This is a genomic window from Luteibacter sp. SVR4-7G, assembly GCF_056755555.1.
Window position 1 is genome coordinate 1 of sequence record NZ_JBPGXO010000002.1, and the last position, 19,414, is coordinate 19,414.

General features: G+C 65.5%; 8 protein-coding genes. 1 reads left to right on the plus strand and 7 read right to left on the minus strand.

Annotated elements, in window-relative coordinates; genetic code table 11:
• From ACR9ZH_RS00850 to ACR9ZH_RS00860, 3 genes are all read right to left on the minus strand, one after another.
• A partial coding sequence (locus tag ACR9ZH_RS00850) for an amino acid adenylation domain-containing protein (protein ID WP_481288864.1) occupies positions 1-5,063 on the minus strand: 5,063 nt, incomplete at its 3' end.
• A 325-nt stretch (positions 5,064-5,388) separates the two neighbouring features.
• Positions 5,389-8,607, minus strand: a complete 3,219-nt coding sequence (locus tag ACR9ZH_RS00855) for a hypothetical protein (RefSeq protein ID WP_481288865.1) — start codon at positions 8,605-8,607, stop codon at positions 5,389-5,391.
• A gap of 29 nt (positions 8,608-8,636) precedes the next feature.
• Complete coding sequence (locus ACR9ZH_RS00860; RefSeq protein ID WP_481288866.1) at positions 8,637-10,784, minus strand: hypothetical protein; 2,148 nt, start codon at positions 10,782-10,784, stop codon at positions 8,637-8,639.
• A gap of 350 nt (positions 10,785-11,134) precedes the next feature.
• Here ACR9ZH_RS00860 and ACR9ZH_RS00865 point away from each other — a divergent pair, with 350 nt between their 5' ends.
• Positions 11,135-13,669, plus strand: coding sequence for an autotransporter family protein (locus ACR9ZH_RS00865; protein WP_481288867.1), 2,535 nt, complete (start codon positions 11,135-11,137; stop codon positions 13,667-13,669).
• 87 nt (positions 13,670-13,756) lie between these two features.
• On the opposite strand, the gene ACR9ZH_RS00870 is transcribed toward ACR9ZH_RS00865, so the two are convergent.
• The 4 genes from ACR9ZH_RS00870 to ACR9ZH_RS00885 all read right to left on the minus strand — a co-directional run bounded on the left by ACR9ZH_RS00870 (position 13,757) and on the right by ACR9ZH_RS00885 (position 19,412).
• Positions 13,757-14,317: a hypothetical protein gene (locus ACR9ZH_RS00870; protein ID WP_481288868.1), complete on the minus strand. Its 561-nt coding sequence runs from the start codon at positions 14,315-14,317 to the stop codon at positions 13,757-13,759.
• Between the two features lie 89 nt (positions 14,318-14,406).
• On the minus strand, positions 14,407-15,576 hold the full coding sequence (locus ACR9ZH_RS00875; protein ID WP_481288869.1) for an RCC1 domain-containing protein: 1,170 nt from the start codon (positions 15,574-15,576) through the stop codon (positions 14,407-14,409).
• 18 nt (positions 15,577-15,594) lie between these two features.
• Positions 15,595-17,340 carry an RCC1 domain-containing protein gene (locus tag ACR9ZH_RS00880; RefSeq protein ID WP_481288870.1) on the minus strand — a complete coding sequence of 582 codons (1,746 nt, stop codon included), beginning with the start codon at positions 17,338-17,340 and terminating at the stop codon, positions 15,595-15,597.
• Between the two features lie 26 nt (positions 17,341-17,366).
• Positions 17,367-19,412: a hypothetical protein gene (locus tag ACR9ZH_RS00885; protein ID WP_481288871.1), complete on the minus strand. Its 2,046-nt coding sequence runs from the start codon at positions 19,410-19,412 to the stop codon at positions 17,367-17,369.
• Between the last annotated feature and the right edge of the window lie 2 nt (positions 19,413-19,414).

Here is a 19,414-nt window from a genome sequence, read left to right on the forward strand (position 1 = left end):
AGATGTGTATAAGAGACAGCTCCTACAACCGTCGCGTCGACCGCGGCCGGTGCCACAGGCGCGGAAGCGGCGGCTCCCGCAAGCAATGCCAACTGTTCCCGCATGATCTGCATCTGCTGCGCGATCACGTCCTGGACCAGTCCGCCGCCGGTGGCCAGCGCCACCGGTGCCGCCGCCATGGCCGGAGCGGTAACGGCCGCCGCCACGGGCGCCGCCGGCTGGGCTTCAGCCGGCAACAGGCGATCGATATGTGCCGCGAGCCGTTCGAACGACGAACAGCCGTCCATCAGTTCGCGGAAGGTGATCTTCAATGCGTAGGTCTTCTGCAACTGCAGGGCGACCTGGGTCAGGGAGAGCGAATCGAGTCCCAGTTCGATGAAGTTGGACGCCGGATCGACCCCCTCGAGTTCGGTTCCCGACACGTCCTCGAATAAGGCGATGAGTTCGCCGGCAAGGCGCTGGGAACGGTTGCTGGTGGCGGGTGCGGAAGTCATCGGCATGGGGAGCTCCGGTACGACGGGAGAAACGGCGGCGGGCGGCGCGACGGGCGCCACGGCGGCGATGGGCGTGATCGAGGCCGGCAGCCTGGCGTCGATCCAGTGCCGCTTGCGCTCGAAGGGATAGGTGGGCAGGCGCACGCGGCGGCGCTGCTCGCGATGGTCGAAAGCCTGGGTGGCCACGCCGGCGCCGGCAGCCCACAACGTGCCGGCGGCGGCGAGCCATGCGGCGCGCTCGTCGGCAGGACCGTCGCCGAGCGAGGCGACGATGGTGCGGCCGCGGCTCTGCGCATGCTGGCGTGCGAGCAGGGCGAGGCTCGGGCGCGGGCCCACCTCGAGGAAGGCGTGCGAGTTGTCTTCCAGCGCATGCAGCAGCGCCGGCGAGAAGCGCACGGTGTGGCGGAGGTGGTGCGTCCAGTAATCCGGCGACGTGGCTTCCGCTTCGCTGAGCAGCGTGCCGGTCAGGGTCGAAACGATCGGCGTACGCGGCGCGGCGAGCGATACCGCCGCCACCTCGGCGCGGAAGCCCTCGAGCACCGGATCCATCATGGCCGAGTGGAACGCGTGCGAGGTATGCAGCATGCGGCAGGCGAGGCCTTCCGCTTCCAGCGCGGCGCGGAAAGATTCGACCGCATTCGTGGGGCCCGAGACGACACTCGCGTTGGGTGCGTTCTCGGCAGCAAGAGAAAGAGCGTCCGGGAGCCGAGCCCGCAGCTCGGCGGCTCCCAGACGAACGGAAAGCATCGATCCGGCCGGCAGCACCTGCATCATGCGGCCGCGCCGGGCCACCAGGCGCGCGGCGTCGGCCAGCGGCATCACGCCTGCGAGCACGGCGGCGACGAACTCGCCCACGCTGTGGCCGATCATCGCCACAGGTTCCACGCCCAGGCTCATCCACAGGCGGGCGAGGGCATATTCGAGGGCGAAGGTGGCCGGCTGGGTCAGCGCCGTGGCCTTCAGCGCTTCCGCGTCGTCGGCAAACATGCGGTCGCGCAGGTCGAAGCCGAGCTCGTCACGCAGCGCGAAGGCGACCTCGTCGAGCGCGCCGCGGAAGACCGGTTCGGTCGCGTGGAGTTCGCGGCCCATGCCCGCGTACTGCGAGCCCTGGCCGGGGAAGAGAAAGACGATGCGCGGTGCCGGATCGGCACAGGCGCGGCACACGGCAGCCGCTGCGATGTCGCGAAGCTTCGTCACCGCGTCGCTGGTCGACACGGCCACCAGGTGCGTGCGCTGGGTGAAGGCCTTGCGACCGCAGGCGAGCGTCCACGCGGTATCGGCAAGGTTGCCGTCCGGGTGCGCGGCAAGATGGTCGGCAAGCCGTGCGGCGGCGTGGCTGAGCGCGGCCGGCGTGCGTGCGGACAGCAGCAACAGCTGGGGGCCGCTCGCAGCGTCGGAAGGCGCGCGTTCCGGCGCCTCCTCGAGGATCACGTGCGCATTCGTGCCGCCGACACCGAAAGAGCTCACGCCCGCGCGCAACGGGCCGCCGGAGGTGTGCCACGGGCGCAGCGAGTCGTTGACGACGAAGGGCGATCCGGCAAGGCCGAGACGGGGATTGGCCGTCTTGAAGTGCAGGGAAGGCGGCAGGCGGCGCTCGCACAGGGCGAATGCGGTCTTGATGACGCCGGCGGCACCGGCGGCCATCACGAGATGGCCGACGTTGCTCTTCAGCGAACCCAGCGCGCAGAAGCCCGTGTCGGAGGTGTGCTGGCGGAAGGCACGCGTGAGCCCTTCGAGTTCGATGGGGTCGCCAAGCGGCGTGGCGGTGCCGTGCGCTTCGACATAGGAAATATCGCGCGGCGAAACGCCCGCATCGTCCAGCGCCATCGTGATGACGGCGGCCTGGCCGGCGGCGTTCGGCGCGGTGAAGCTGGCCTTGACCGCACCGTCGTTGTTCACCGCCGCGCCGCGGATCACGGCATAGATCGGATCGCCGTCGCGCAGCGCGTCGGAAAGGCGCTTGAGCAGTACCACGGCGGCGCCGTCGCTGAACACAGTGCCCTGGGCATCCGCGTCGAAGGTGCGCGTATGGCCGTCGGGCGAGAGCATCGAGCCTTCCTGCGCGATATAGCCGCTGTTTGGCGGACAGGATATGGAGGAGCCGCCCGCAAGCGCCATGTCGCAGCGGCCGGCACGCAGCGCGTCGAAGGCCTGTGCGATGGCGACCAGCGAGGTGGAGCACGCCGTGTTGAGGCTGATCGCCGGGCCGGTGAGGTTGAGCTTGTGCGCCACGCGCGTGGCGAGGTAATCCTTCTCGTTGCCGAGCATGACCTGGAAGGCGCCGAGTTTCTCGACGAGGTCCGGCCGTCCGCTGATGTGTTTCTGGAAATAAGTGGCGTTGTGCATGCCGCCGAAGACGCCTACCGGCACGGACTGGCCGTCGGGCACGTAACCTGCGCGTTCCATGCACTCCCAGCACAGTTCGAGGAACAGCCGCTGTTGCGGGTCGGTGAGCTCTGCCTCGCGCGGCGACATGCCGAAGAATGCAGCGTCGAACTGGTCCACGTCGTCCACGACGCCGCGTGCGGCGACGTAGCCCGGATCCTCGCGATCGGCCTGGCTCACGGCCGGGTCGAGTTCTCCGGGAGCGAAGAAACGGATCGATTCGCGGCCGGCGCAAAGGTTGTCCCAGAAGGCCTCGGCATCCGGCGCGCCCGGGAACCGGCCGGCGACGGCCACGATCGCCACCGGTTCCCCCGCTACCGGCGCGCCGCCCGCCAGGCGTCCTGCCAGCGCATGACGGGCGGCGCGCCCCTCGATCGTGTTCGCCACCGCGGCCGGGGTCGGCTCGGCGAAGAACCCGACCAGGGTCGGGATGGGCGACAGCTCATCGTGCACGCGGGCCATGACGCGCGCCGCAAGCAGGGAACTGCCGCCGAGGTCGAAGAAGTTGTCGTCGCGCCCCACGCTACCGGCACCGAGCACCTCGGCGAAGATCGCGCAGAGCTTCGTCTCGACGTCGCCACGCGGCGCCGCGAACGCCGCCGCCAGTTCGGGACGGCTGCTGTCGGGCGCGGGCAGGGCGCGGCGGTCCAGCTTGCCGTTGTCGTTCACCGGCAGCGCGTCCATGCGCACCCATGCGACGGGGAGCATGTATTCGGGCAGGGTGCCGGCGAGCGCATCGCGCAGGCCGCGCGCGCTCACCGTTTCGTCCGCGGCTACGTAATAGGCCACGAGGCGCTTGTCACCCGGCGTGTCCTCGCGCGCGATCACCGCCGCGGCGGTGACGCCCGGCAGGGCGCGCAGCGCGATGTCGATCTCACCCGTTTCGACGCGATAGCCGCGGATCTTCACCTGACCGTCGACGCGGCCGACGAAGGCGAGGTTGCCGTCGGGCAGCCAGTGCACCAGGTCGCCGGTGCGGTAGCGCGTGCCGCCGGCGACGAAGCGCTCAGCCGTCAGTTCCGCACGGTTGAGATAGCCGCGCGCGACGCCCGTGCCACCGATGAAGAGTTCGCCGGTCTCCCCGGCCGGTACTTCGTTGCCTTCCGCGTCGAGCACGTACAGCGAGGTCTCGCCGATCGGGCGCCCGATAGGAATGGCGCGCAAGTCGTCGGGCAGTTCATGGGGAATGGTATACGTCGTCGCGAACGTGGTGCATTCCGTCGGACCGTAGCCGTTGATCAGCGTCGTTGCCGGGAGTGCCGCGCAAGCCTTGCGGACATGCGGCACCGAGAGGGCCTCGCCACCGGTCATCACCACCCGCAGGCCGGCAAGGTTGGACGCATCGTCATCGACGATGGCATTGAACAGCGCGGCGGTGAGCCAGGCGATTTCGGCACCGTGCTGTTCCACGGCCCGGGCGATGCCGGGACCCGTCGGCACACGCTCGCCGTAAACGACGCAGGTGCCGCCGTTCAGCAGTGGTGCGAAGATCTCGAACGTGGAAGCATCGAAACCGAGCGGTGCGGCGTGCAAGACCTTCGGCGCATTGAAGTCGATGTAGTCGGAACGCAGCACCAGCCTCAGGATCGACACGTGCCGGATCTCGACGCCCTTCGGCGTGCCGGTGGAACCGGACGTATACATGGCGTAAGCCAGGTCGTTCCCGCTACCCGCCGCGAAGGGCGAAGGAAGCCCAGGGGAGGCGGACCCGGTCCCGAACGGCTGTTCGTCCTCGTCGCCAAGACCCGCTCCGCGCCACGCCTGGTCCGGCCGTTCCAGCTCGGCCACCGTGAACACCGGGACGTCATCACACTGGGCGACGTCCCGGCCTTCGTCGACGACGATCGCCGCTACGTCCGCGTCGCGCAGCGCAAATGCCACCCGGTCCGCCGGCCACCGCGTATCGATCGGCAGGTAGGCGGCCCCGGCCTTCAGCACGCCGAAGATGGCCACCACCGCCTCGACCGAACGCTCCATCAAGAGCGCGACATAGCTGCCGGGCTCCACCCCCGCCGCCAGCAACCCGCTGGCGACACGGTTGCTGCGCGCGTCGAGCTCCGCGTAGGTCAGGCTGGCCACATCCGACACCACGGCCGTGCGAGCGGCACAGCTCTTCGCCACGGCGGCGAAACGGCTGTGGACCGTGGAGGTGTCGTACCCGGCAGGGAAATGTGCAGCGCTCATCGTTCGGCCTCGTACCTGGTGGGAGAGCGCGAAGGCATAGGCCGAACGGTCGATGCGGCAACGGAGCGCCCGAGCCGGGCGCCCTGCGCGCGCCGGCCGCCGACCTTCGTTCCCGTGACGCCCCTCATCCACCCCGCCGTGCCTTCGGCTTTCATGCGATCCCCCGTCGCGCGTGCAGGCCGGATGGCCCTTCGCGTCTGTGCAATCTTTATAGCCCTGGGCATCGAGGGGGCATATACAACTGGCGCGCTAGCCGGGGTGGGCAAATGGCCGAGTGAAGGGCAAAAAAAACGCCCCTTGCGGGGCGTCAGGTCGCAACACCGACTCAGCGCCGGAACTTGAAGGAGTCCAGCCGGATGACATCCTGCGACCGGAGTTCGACGTGCCTGATCCGGCGGAGACCTCTGTCGTCGTACCTCACTTCCGTGACCCTTGCCGAATCCCCGCCGGGAATCCTGATGATGCTGCTGATGATGTTCAGCCTCGAGTCCTTGAATGAAATGGTGACCTCTCGATCGGCCGAAGTCACCGCGAAGCGCACGACGTCCCAGTTCTCATGGAAGTTCACGAAGACGGTGTTCGGATTCGACGTGTTTGGCGGGTAGCCGATATAGACGCAGTTGCCGCTGAAGTCGGCGTTGTCCTGGAAGGGATACTTCTCGACCCCCAGTTTTTCGTCGGGAGCGATGTAGATATCCGGGTTGAACTGCATATTCATCACGTCGCCAGGCCCTTCCGGAAAATAGATGATTCCGCGGCGATCGATATCGCGGACCCGGTCCTGGTCGAAATCGTACTCCCGGTCCCATCCAATGGCGGGGTCGGATACGATGATCTGCCGGGTAGCCGAGTTCCAGTTGGCACCGTTGCGAAGCACGCTGTAGTGGCAGGAAACCGCCTTTCCGCGATTTGCGGTTATCAGCGCGGCGGGGATGCTGAAATCCATGGCGATGCCCGGCGTGGCTGGCTGTTGTGACAACTGGCTTCCGGCGAAGACGCCGGTGACGATGTCGCCCGCTTGCAGTGGCGAGTTGGCCGGTACGCGCAGCGTAGCCGCGAGTGCGTCGCCAGGTAGCGTGCCGCCGGGTGCCTCGGGCACGGACGGCTCCGGGAAGACGGGCTGAGTGGTTCTCGCCCTCACCGTATAAGGCATCGAGGTGTACGTGCGCGCCGTGGCCTCGCCGCCACCACCGAATGCCACCTTGAGTTCAAGCGTGAGCAGGGCCCGGTCGGGCAGTGCATCCAGCCAGTTGCGGGTAAGAAACTTCTCGATCGGTGCCGGGGCGAGCACTGCCTCGCTGTTGGCCAGGGTCTCCGTGATTCCACCCGACATCGCCCGCAACCAGAAGACCTGCCCGTTGGCCATGAGCGGCCATGGGGCGATCTGCGCCGTCGCGTGGCCTGGGAACAGGTTGAGATCCAGGACGAAGCTGCCGTTGGCCTCCTTGAAGGAAGGCGGCGTCACGCGGGGATCGTTCGCGATGAGGTCGAGGACCTGCAGCGGATACCGGACCGATTCCTTGCGGGAAGCGCCGCGCGTCACGGTGTAGTAGACGGTGATGTTCTGGCCAAGGTAGCGCGCGACGTCGGCGGCGGGAACGTTGAAAGTCGGGCCCGCTCCGGCAGGCAGGACGGTGGTGCCGAAGGTGACGGCAACGCTGTCGCCGGGCTGGATATCCGCATTGCCGGGAAGGACGACGGTGCAGCCGGTCGGAGCGAGTACGGGATCGAGCTGTCCCCCTGGCGCCTCGTTGACGCGTGCCGCCGGCAGGTCGCCGATCACAGAGCCCTCGAGGATGCCTATCTGGCGGATGGCCGAGTTCTTGTACGGCGCCCCGTTCTTCATGAGCGTGTAGTAGACCGTCACCGTCTGTCCGGCATTCGGGACGAGCACGGATTTGTCGACTTCGAAACGCATGCCCGCGATATGAGCCGGTTGCGGCGGAGTGATGAACGATCCGCCCGCGCCGATACCTTGCCAGCTCACGAATACCATGTCCCCAGCCGGCAAGGCCGCATTGGCGGGCACGCGCACGATGATGTCCGCGCCGACGTCCTGCGGATCGAGCGTGTCGTCGGCAGCCGTGCCGTCGATGGACGGCGGCGGCAGGTCGCTGGCAGCGCTACGCTTGACCGTGAACTCGAGCGCCTCCGAAGGTACCAGGACGTCTGCCGGCGTAAGCACCTCATAACTGACGCTCACGCGGCCGCCGGCGACCTGGAGCACCTTGGCCTTCGCGACGGTGAAAGTCAGTATGTCGTTGACCGACTCATCGTTGCGCCGGGTCTGCTGGTCGGTGACCACGGTCCAGCCATCTGCGGTTTCGCCTCGCCACAACATCGTGACCCGGTCGGCGCCTGTCGCGAACGCGTAGTCGGTGCGAACCATGACCGTCGCCCCATCGGTCAGCTGATCGGGATCGAGTTCGGTGCCCACCAGTTCCTGCACGCGAGGCCTTGTCAGCTTCACGACGGTGCCGGTCACCGCCGCCCTGCACAGAGCGGACGGAATCGGCGGCGGGGGCGCACCGACAGGCTGAACCGTGTAGGAAGTGCGCGCCTCTCCGCCGACCAGCGGCACGACCTTGTCATACGGAACGCGGAACGTATGTTTGATCGGCGCCGGATTCGGCCAGGTATACGAGTACGTGGTGACGGGCAGGGCGACACCCTCCTGGGTGATGCCGGTCCACGAGAGGATGACGACGTCGCCGGGCCACGGTCCCGGATAGTCCACGACGACGCTCGCCGGACCGAAATTCAGGTCGTCGATCGGAAGGTTGCCGAAGTCGTCCGTCTCCAGGATTTCCGGCGCCGGATGGCGGCCCCCGGCGCCCGTGTCGAACACCACTTCCTTGGCGAACAGCGAGTGGTTCGAAACCACGTCGAGGATATGGTAGGTGACATAAGCGGGATTGCCTTGCGGACTGCTGACGATCGACCACGGGACATTGATCGCAATGTCCGGGCCGCGCTCCCCAAGATCGTCAGCGATGGTCACCGTGGGCAGGTTCTGCGAGCCCCACGATACCGTGAGCTTGTCGCCGCGCGTGGTGAACCTCCAGCGCGGGATCGCGATGGGAAGATCCTGCCCCGGCGCGACCACGCCGTCGAGCCCCTTGATCGGCAGCAGGTTCTCGTTGATGTTCGGCGTGGCCTGGTTCGGGTCCGGGTCCCCCGGTACGTCGAAGTCGACGATGACTTGGCGTTTGTCCGAGGTGAACAGCTCGCCCAGCACCGGCCGCAAGAGGGTGTACCAGACCTCGATCGCACCGGTGTGCGGCTCGACCTTGTTCGCGGGCACCTGGATATTCAATGGACCATTCTGGTTGGCCGGTACCACGGCACCGGCAGCGGGCAGGTTCGGGTCGTGCCAGAACACGGCGATCTGGTCGCCCTCGAGCAGGGTCAAGGGATTGATCTGCACCAGCACCCCCCTCCCAGGGAGGGGGGCGATGGCAGTGCGGTTGATTCCACCGAAGAGCAGGATGTCGGGAATATCCGGCGCCGGTGGGTTGGCGAAGGTACCGAACCTCGTTCTCATGCGTCATCTCCTTATGACGAGGCCGGAACTCAGGCCGTAGGCGGCCTGGCATCGATCACGAGCGGCAGGAAGGTGGCGTCGGTGCGGTCGGTGACCGATTCGTTGCTCCCTCCGGACGCCGCCGTGACCTTATAGGTGACCCAGGCCGACCCATAGGCTTCGGCAGTCGACGTCGGGCTCGGCTTGATCTTGCGGATCTCGTCGTAGGAAATGACGAAGTCCTTGAACCGTCGCATCACCGGCTGCGGGGGGCGATCCTCATCGTCAAAAAGACGATCGTCCTTCTCGTGCATATCCTCCTCCGTCAGCTCCGCCGTGAGTTCGAGGAGCGTGCCGGGAATGTCTGTCCCGGTACCTATCAGCCGGTTGTTGCCCTGCCAGGTCAGCTCGATGACGTCACCCTCCCTCCAGTTGAGGTACTCGTACACGCGGAGAATCGTGCCATTGCTGGCCCGCGTATAACCGAGTGCGGGGAATCCATTCCTCTGCTCCGATTCGCGGAAGTTAACGAATGGCAGGGGATTGCCGCCACCAGGCACATCGTTCAGGTCTCCCACCGTGAGCTGGGCGCGGGGCGAAAGCGCCCAGTTGACCTGGCCGGTCGCCAGATTGCGGCCGACGCGGTAGAAGATTGTCCACACGCCTGCGACGATGTCACTGTCCGGGACGATGATCTCCAGGTCGGTGTTCGGGGTTAGCACTGTTGTCTGCGCCCCCATCGCCACCCACGTGGTGCCGTCAGCGTCGAGACGGTATAGCTGCACCACGTCACCCGCCTCGAACACCTGCCGCGGAATCGCTTCGTCGGTCAGGTTGCGAATCGTCGCCTTTACCGGCGAGAGATAATTGGCGGGAATATCGTTCGGCACCGCGCCCGGGCCCGAATGCAACAATGACGGCGGATGCAGGGCATCCCATTCCGGCGTGGTCGGATCGGGGTCCGGACCGGGGGGCAGGCTTAGGTCGACGTCAACGGAGAGGGCGGGCGAATCCACACGGAAGGCGCCGCGACCCACCTGGTACATTATCGGGAACGAGAAGACCTCATCCGGCGAACCGATCTGGACAAGCGTCTCGTAGCGCACGTCGATCGTGCGGATGATGATCGTTGGATCCGGATTGTCCGGATCGGCGGGAAGGTCGCCGGAGTTCAGCGGCGGGTTCACCTGGATCGGTGGAAGGGTGGCGAGGACAAGGTAGATGATATCGCCCACCTTGGCATGGCCGAACTGAGGGATGCCGACCGAGATGGGCGTACGTCCATCCTCTTCCGTGATGAGGTCGTCGTCCGAGAAGAGAGGGACCACCGGCGGTTCAAGTTGTACGGGCGCATCGAAGACGAGCATGCGCAGTGTTTTCTTCCCCGACTCCTTCACATTCCCCGAGTAATCCCTGACCTCGTACCAGAAATCGACCGAACCGCTAGCTTGCGCGTCCAGCAGCTGCTGCAAGGTGAAGTCCACCGTGTGTGAGCTGGTGTCATCGGGCACGGGGACGACCGGGCCCGGGATGATCGGACCCGCGGGATTCGGGCCTGTTGCCTGCGTCTGAAGGTAGGTAGTGATCGTGTCCCGATTCTTCTGGTCGCTGTACGTAGCGATCGTGCCGTGGAGGATGTCGCCATCGTTGACGATGTCGTCGAGAGCGACACCTTCTTGCTCGTAGACAGGATTGAAATTGATGAGTGGAAGTTCCTGGCCGCCGGGCGGGGTCTTATCGATGATGATCTCGACTCGCTGCGATACGTAGGTATCGCCAAATCCGCTACCCATGGTGAAATGGAGCCTGTGTACGCCATCGGACAAGTTGATCAGGTCGTCGTACGGGATCTCCAGCGGAACGGGATCTGGCTCTCCTTCGAGCGGGATGCCGGCCGGGTCGCCGACGATGTTGCCGTCCACCCACAGCCAGATCAAGTCCTGCTCTTCCGTGGCATCCCATTTAGCCGCCGTGACGAGGAGGGGGCCGGTCATCTTATCGGCGGGAATGGTGCCGTCAGGAAGGGCGTCCGGGACGACGGGGCCATATTCCAACTCCGTCTCAGCGAGGAGCTCGCTGTCCGGTACCGCGAGAAGCACATCCTGCGCGCCGTGCAGCCTCGGATTAGCCTGCTGCGCAACGATGACGGTGGAATGAGTGGCGTCGCGCGGTTCGTCGGTAACGGGTTTATCACCCATGGCATCTCTCCTTGATGTGGTGTGGCTTCCGTGTCAGGCCATGCTAGAGAGCTTTTGCCGCCGCTGAAATAATCCGTTCGTTGTAGGGGCGGACGGCGCGTTTTCGGAAGCTTATGCGGCTATTCGGCCAATAACGCGAATATCGCTATCTCGGTGCCACGCAATCGTGGCATTCAGGAGAGGCAGGGTCAGGGTGCATTTTAGGACAACTCCCAATAGCCGAACTTCCTCGCGCATGATCAAATCTTCCCGATCCCCACCCCCGACACCCACACCGCGCGCCATGGACGACGCTGCCCGGTGACGCGTCTTTTCGCGCCCCGGTTGCGGAAACATCGAGGAACACCCTCATGAACAAGTCCCTGTCCGATAAATTCACCTTGAATCGCCTGTGCGCAGCCATCGCCATGGCCGGCGTCGCCACGTCTACCGCCCATGCCGGAGTAGTGAGCGGACCCGGCACTACCGTCACCGTGACGCCGACGACGCCGGTGGAGGCCTGGGACGTTCGCGACCGGGGCAGGCTGATCGTGGACGGCGGAAGCGTGCTGCGTACCGTCGTCGATTCGGGCGGCATCCTCACGATGAACGACGGCTTCGCGAGCGGATCGACGAATCGCTTCCAGTCCATCGTCGAGTTGCACGACGGCGCGTCTGCGACGATCGCCGGGGCCAACCTGGCCAATACCGGCGATGGCCGTGGATTCTCGCTGCATGGTACCGGCGTCCTTCCCGGAGGCGGTGCCGCACCGTCCAACGCCACGATCACCAGAAGCACGATCAGCGGTGGCATCGACGGCATCCTCGTTTCCGGCGGCGGCACGCTGAACGTGGACCAAGGTACGCAGGTGAACGGTCGCGGCGCGACGTCTTCCGGCGTCCGCGTATCCAATGGCACGGTCAACATCACCGGCAATTCCATCGTTTCCGGCCAGCAGAACGGCGTGATCGTCGCTGACGATACCCGCGGCATCGCCGACCTCGGCCGGTCCGTCGTGGTCGACGGCTCGACCGTGGCGGGCGTGACCGGCAGCGCCATACGCGTGCAGCGACTCGGTTCGCGCGACACCGTGGTGGACATCGGCCTGCGTAACGGCGCCATCCTTCGCGGCGGCAATGGCGTGGCTGTCGAAGCGCTGGTCGGAACGCGGGCAACGGTGGGAATTTCCGGCAGCGATATCGTGGGCGACATGCTCGCCGCAGACGGTGCCGTGCTCGACGTGACGCTCGAGGACGCTGGCGCGAGCGTTACCGGCCGGATGACCGGCGTGAACAATCTGGTGCAGCAATCCGGATCCGTCTGGAACGTCACCGGCGACTCCGACATCGGGTCATACGCCTTGAACGGCGGGACGATGGCGTTCGAGCCGCGCACGGACAGTGCATACAGCACCACGCTGGTGCGCGGCGACTTCTCCGGTAGCGGCGGCACGGTCGTACTGAACACCGAACTGAATGCTGGGGGCGATCTGACGAACCAGTATAGTGACCACCTGCTCATTGAAGGCAACGTAACCACGAGCGGAACCACGCTGATCGAGGTGAAGCCAACGGGGAGCGGCGCGGGTACCGATCGCAACGGCGACGGCATCATCGACGCCAATGAAGGCATCTCGCTGGTGCAGGTCGGCGGCGCGTCGCGCGAGGACGCGTTCGCCTTGAAGGGCGGCTACGTCGCTGCCGGTCCCTACCAGTACACGCTGCAGGCCTTCCAGCCGGGCTCGAGCGATCCTGCGCAGAACCTGCTGCCTTCCGGCAATCCTCACTGGGACTACCGGCTGGCGAACAAGGTTGTCTGCGCGGGGGGCGATTGCCCGGTAAATCCGGAGCCAGAGCCAGAGCCAGAGCCGGAGCCGGAGCCGGATCCGGATATCCCGGTCAATCCCGATCCGATTCATCCCGAGCCCGAGCGGCCCGGTCGCGTCGCGGTCGTGCCGCAGCTGCCTTCGTACCTGTCCGCGCCGGCGGCGCTGGCGACCTACGGCGACATGATGAACGACGGACTGCGCCAGCGCCTTGGCGACATCCGCCAGGGTTCGTCGCACGACCCGCTGGGGGGCGAAGTGTTTGCCCGCTATCTCGGCGGCCAGCTGCGTTACCAGTCGAATCTCTCGTTCAAGAACTACGGGTACGACTTCGACCAGCAGGTCAACGCGCTGCAACTTGGTGGCAGCCTCATCGCACTTGATGGCGACAACGGTACGCTGCGCGCCGGCTGGGCGGTGGACCACGGTACGACGCGCGTCACGCCCAAAGCGGTCGACGGCAACAGTTCCGCGAAATATCGCGCGAACGGTGTCTCCGGCTGGATCACGTGGCAGCACGGCAGCGGCTTCTGGGTGGACGGTGTGATCGGTTCAACGCGTTACCGCGGCGACGTGGGTACCGACCTGCGCGGCGCGAATGTCGGCCGTATTCGCGCCAACGGCTGGTCCATGTCGGTGGAGGCGGGCATGCCGTTCGCCCTCGGCAACGAATGGACGGTGGAGCCGCGCTTCCAGCTGAAACACCAGTCCGTCAACTTCCGCGACTTCGTGGACGGTGACGGCCTGGCGGTGAAGCTCGGCACGGCGAAGCAGACCAGCGCCCGCGTGGGTGGCCGCCTGTCGCGTACCGCGAATCCCGTCTTCATGCCGTACGTGGGGCTGGACCTCACCCATACCAGCAACGGCGATCCGCGTGTGGACGTGGCGAGCGAAGAGTGGGGTATCGCCGATCGCTTCGGTTCGGGCCGTGTCGGAAATTCCTATCGTGTCGCCGCAGGCGCGGTGAGCCAGCTCGGTCAGCACGTGCAGATCTATGGCGAAGGCACCTATCAGCGCTTCGCCGGCAGCTACGGCATGCGCGGCTGGGCAGGCAACGTGGGCATCCGCGTCACTTTTTAAGTTTGCCAGGTCCGGGGGCGCAGGGATTGCGCCCCCGGGGCAACGGAATCGCCGGTGACGGCGAACGGGTGGGTGCCGTGCTCTGGCTCAGCCCCCCAGGGAGGCGGCACCCGTGCCGCCACCCCAGATGGCCACCCGGCCGTCCGCGGTCCACACGATGAAGCCTGACGTGTTGGTCGTGGCATTGATGGCCGGCATGTTGGTGATGGAGCGGGCATCGACGATCGGACCCTGCAGTTTCAGCTGGATATCGGCGGGAATATTGCCGCCGCCATTCGCCCCGGCTTCGCCCCAGGCCACCGGGCTGCCGCTCGCCTCGCCCTCGCGGACGATGGCGAGATAGGCACGATTGCTGGTCCTTACCCCTTCGTAGTAACTGGCCAGCAACACCTGCTTCGTCGCATCGTTGATAATCGTGTCGGCCGCTCCCCAGGGCGTAATGCTGCGAATACGATCGTCCGGATAGGTGGTGATGATGCAGAAGCCGGAATCGACGGCGTGGATGTACGCCTTCCAGTCCGCTGCCGCATAAGCCCAGCCGATGCCGCCTGCCGCCGACGCCGCAGGTTCGCTTGCGGACGTCGAGGTGCTGTCGACGAACTCCTGTGCCGTATCGCCACCGGTTCCAGCCGACTGGACGCCGGTCACCGGCGAGGCCTGGACGCCCACGCTGGTGATGGCAGGCGCCGCGCCGCCATGCGCCGTGGCTCCCCAGACCCCGAGCTGCCCCTTGTTGTTCAGGCCCAGTTCGCCGCGCGGCAGGCGACGATGTTGCCGAGGGTGGCGAGCCTGCCGGCCTCGGTGTTCATCGTGCCGCCATAGCTCGGTTCGCCCCAGGCCACGGCTTTCTTGCGGCCGCTGGTGATGCAGCAGAAGGCGATCTGCGAGGCGACCACGGTCTCCGCGCCTCCGTCGCTCAGGATGCTGTCCAGCACCGTGGAGGGGACGTTGCCGCCGTAGCTCGCGTGACCCCAGGCGATGGGCGCGCCGTCGTCGTCGCGGATCGCGCAGAAGGCGTATTCATTGGCGAAAAGCTTCCGCACCTTCGCGCTGCCGGAGAGTTCCGTGAGCGCCAAGGTCGACATGGTGCCGCCATAGGATGCATTGCCCCATGCATACACCTTGCCCTTGGAGGTCAATACCGCGAAGGCCGCCTCGGTGGCGCGGATGGATACGGGCGGGTCGTTCCACAGCTTCAGGTGGACCTCGTCGGGGATCAGACCACCGTTCGCGTCGGCGCCTATCGCGCCGATCCACTGTCCCGCGCGCGCGCCGCTCTCGAGAGCCTTCTCGTAGATGAAGGCGAAAGCGTAGCGATTGGCGTACACGGAGCGGATGCCGGTCAGGGGATAGCGATTCAGCGCGGTGTTGATCGACGGCCCCCAGACGATCAGCCGGTTCGTGTCGCCGACGGGTACCAGCACGGCGAAGCCCTGTTCGATCGAGAACACGCGTTGCGCCGGGTTGCGCCGAAGGTAGGCGAGGATGTCCTGGTGCACGGTGGCGCCATAACTCGTGTGGCCGCCGAATGCCACCTGGCCCTCGCCGCCGTTGAGCATGAACGCGCGGCCTGTCGAGCCCCAGACCCGTTCGACCTCGCTGTGCTCGTCGTCGTGAATGGTGAACCGGCCGAACTGCTTGATGAACGAGTTGCGGCTTTCTTCCGCGGGGACGTCCTGGAACGCGTCCACGGAAGTCCATGGCACGGTGACGGCAGGCGTTTCCGGATCGGCCGGGGTTTCCTCGTCGGCCGCGACGGTATTCATCATCGACATCGATCCCGCCGGTGCGGTGGCGACGTTTTCGCCCGTGACGGAAGAGGCGGCATCGATCGACGGTCCGCTATCGGAACTTGCGGGAGAGCTTCCCGCGGGCCAGACATTGATGGTGATCTGCGAAGCATCCATGGCATGTGATCCTTATGGTCAGGTGTAGTGGTAGCGGTGCTTGCCGCGGCGTCCCGTCAACTGCCCGGCCATGGCCGGTACCAGTGGATCGAGTGCGCCGGGTACGATGATTTCGTTCTCGACGCTTCCGCCCCAGAGGACGCAGGAGCCGTCGACATGGCGTGCCGCAAATGAAGGACGCACGCTCGGCGTCGAGGGGTTCAGTGACGGCGGGCGCTTGATCGAATAGAGCGCGACGATCCCCCCGGCGAGCTTCTCCGCGATGCTCGGCGGAATGCGTGGAATCTGGCCCGCATCGAGTTGCTGCAGCGTCGCGCCCCAGACGGTGACGAAACCTTCCGCGCCTTCCCGGTCCGCAACGACCCCGTAAGCGCCGTTGGTACAGGAGACGCGCGTGATCCGGCTGTTCATGAGCACGTCGCGGGTAGCCTGGTTCATGCTGCCGCCACCGTTCGCCAGTCCCCAGGCCAGCACCTGGTTCGTGGCGCCGTCGTCGTCCTGCGAGGTAAGGAAGAAGCTTGCGTCATTGGCGTGTACCGTGACGATGCCATTGACGATGTCCGCAGCCGGTCCGACGCGGTGCATGGAAGAAGCGAGGTGGGTCGCCGCGGCTTCCAGGGCCTCCTCGTCTTCGACGTCTACCCCGTCCTTGCGCATCTTCTCCAGGAAGATCGCGCGAATGCCGGGCTTTGCGTCCGAGTCGTTCATCAGCTCGTCCATGCCCGCCTCGGCGTCGCGCATGCCTGCTTCCGGTATCGTCCCGCCGTAGCTGGTCGCGCCCCAGGCCTCGGCATCGCCACGCGCATTGACCATGCAGAACGCCCAGCTCGCCGCCTTGCACATCACGATGTTCCCGTACGCCGCGAACTGCTTCGCGCGCTCCGACATGTCGCCTCCCTGCGCGGCAAGGCCCCAGCTGATGGCCTTGCCGCGCCCCTTGGTAATCGCGCAGAAGGCCGCGCGGGCGGCGATCACGGATTTGACGCCATCGTCGTCGAGGATCTGTCCCAGACGATCCGGTGGAATGCTGCCGCCGTGCGCCTGATTTCCCCAGGCCGCGATAAGTCCGTAGTCGTCGTCGATCGCGCAGAAGGCCGACATGTTCGCTATGACCCTGGTCACCGTCATGCCATCCAGCAAGGCTTGTGCCTGCGCATCGATCGTGCCGCCGTTGGCCGGGTTTCCCCACGCGTAGACGCGCCCGTTCGTCGTCAGCACGGCAAAGGCGTCGAAGGTGGCATACACCGCCCGCGGCGGATCCCCCACGAGTTTCAGGTGGATCGAGTCGGGCACGCGCCCACCAAACGTCGGATTTCCGATAGCGCCCAGCCAGTGCCCGTCTTCCGTCCGCGCGTCGTAGATATAGGCGAACGCGCTGCCATTGGCGTAAACGGCACGGATGCCGGTCAGCACGGAGGCATCGTGCCCCGGGGGAATATTGGCGCCCCACGGTATGAGTTGCATACCGTTCTCGCCTGGCACCAGCAACGCGAAATCGCGTTCGGTGGAAAACACCTGAGTGGCGGGATCGTAATCGGCGAGGTAGGGCAGGACGTTCGCAGGCACCGTGGCGCCGTAGTCGTTGTTCAGACCGATCACGAGGATGTTGCGCGACTCCTCGTCCTTGATCGCGAACGCGCCACCGGTGGACACCAGCACGCGATCGGAAGGTTCGAACGAGTAGAACGAGAAGTCGCCGTACTGCTTCATGAAGCTGTTGGCGTTTTCTTCCTCGGTGATGTTCTGGAAGCCTGGGTCGTCCATGCCTGTTCCTCCTCGAGGCGTCCTGGTCAGCTAAAGGAATGGCGGTGGACCGCCTGGGCGCCTGGGATCACGCGCCGGCTGGAGGCCGATGGAAGCACGAGGCCCTGGTCCTCTGGAACGAACACCTGATTCACCACGTTGCCGCCCCACAGGACATACGATCCATCCCGGTGCCTTGCAGCGAACGACGGGTCCGTATGTATCGGCGTGGGACTCAAGGGAGGCTGCCGCTTGATCGAATACATTTCGATGATGCCGCGGCTGAGCTTCTGCGCGATTTCCGGCGGTTCTCTTGGAATTTCGCCCGCGTCCAGATGGACGAGGTCGACACCCCAGACGGTAACGACGCCTTCGGTTGTGCCCTGGGTCGAAATCACCCCATAGGCGCCGTTTGTGCAGTAGGTGGCCTTGATCAGGCTGGCCATCAGCGTCTGCCGGATGGCGTCGGGCATCGAGCCGCCAGCGTCCGCGCGGCCCCAGACCAAAACCTTCTCGGTGAATCCTTCAGAGTCCTGAGCCAGCAGGAAAAAACTGGTGTCGTTCGCGTAGACGCCGATGAAGCCGTCCACGAAGTTGATGCTGGAGGTGACTTGGTGCATGGAGCGGGCAAGCCGATCAGAGGCCGCTTGCACGGAGGCATCGTCTTCAATATCAATGCCTGCGTCGCGCATCTTCTCCATGAACAAGGCATGGATTGGACGCTTGACACCTGAACCGGTCATCAGCGCACCCATGTCGGCCGGCTCCGCGCCATCGTTTTGGTCGAACGCGTTCGTTCCGGTGGGAATGATTCCGCCGGAGCCCGCGTCACCCCAGGCTTGCGACTGGCCACGTCCGTTCACGATGCAGAATGCCCACGTCGCGGCACGACACAGCACGATGTTCCCCGCAGCGGCCAGGACGGCCGCATTCGCATTCATATCGCCGCCCTGCTGCGCGTTACCCCAGCTGATGGCCTTGGCGCGGCCTCGGGTGATTGCGCAGAAAGCCGCCCGCGCCGCTATGACCGACTTGATGCCGCCATCGTCGTAAATATCGGCGAGCCGATCGGAAGGGATAATTCCTCCATTGGCCGTATTGCCCCAAGGTACGAATCCTCCCTCGTCGTCGATAGCGCAGAAGGCGGACATATTGCTGATGATGCGGCGCGTAATCATGCCCTCGAGCCGGACCTGCGCTTCTGCGCTTATGCTTCCGCCGGAAGCAGCGTTACCCCATGCGTAAACACGACCGGTATCGGTGAGGACACAGAATGCGTCAAAGGTTCCGTAAATCGCGCGCGGGGGATCGTTGACGAGCTTGAGGTGGATACTTTCAGGGACCGCCCCGCCGAAGCCAGGGTGGCCGACCGCGCCGATCCAGCGATTGTCTGCCGACATCGTCCGGTAGATGAATGCGAAAGCGCTGCCGTTGGCATAGACCGAGCGAATGTTGCGGAGCTTCGACAAGTCGTAACCGGGCGTGATGTTATTGCCCCAGAGCAACAGTTGGTTGCTGCTGCCAAGCGGTACAAGCGCTCCGAAGTCGCGCTCGGTTGCGTACAGCACGGTCGCGGGGTTGTTCCTCAGGTAGATTTTGATTGCCTCGGGAACGATGGCACCGTAATCGCTCTGCCCTTGCACGAACACATCCGCGGTGGGCGGATCGATCAAGGAGAATGCGCCTCCGGTGGAAACGAAGATCCTGTCCGACGGCTCGGGGACGTAAAAGGAAAAATTTCCGTGCTGCTTCATGAAGCTGTTGGTGTTTTCCTCGTCGCTGATGTTCTGGAACCCCGATTCGACCGTCTTGCCGGCGGACGACACAGGTGCGCCGATCTCTCCGGAGGCAGCCACGGGCGTCACGGTGAATACGATTTCTGCGCCGACGTAGTCGGCGATCACGCGCAGTTCCAGGGTCGTCGCCACCTCCACGCCATCGACGGTCCAGCTGTAGATCGAGGCGCCTTCCGGATTCTCCACTTCGTTTTCGTACTTGTACGAACCTACCAGCGTTCCGCCGACGAGGGCCTCGCCGATGATCATGACGTCCGTGGCGATCGGCACGGCCTTGATTCCATTTGTCGTGTGCATGT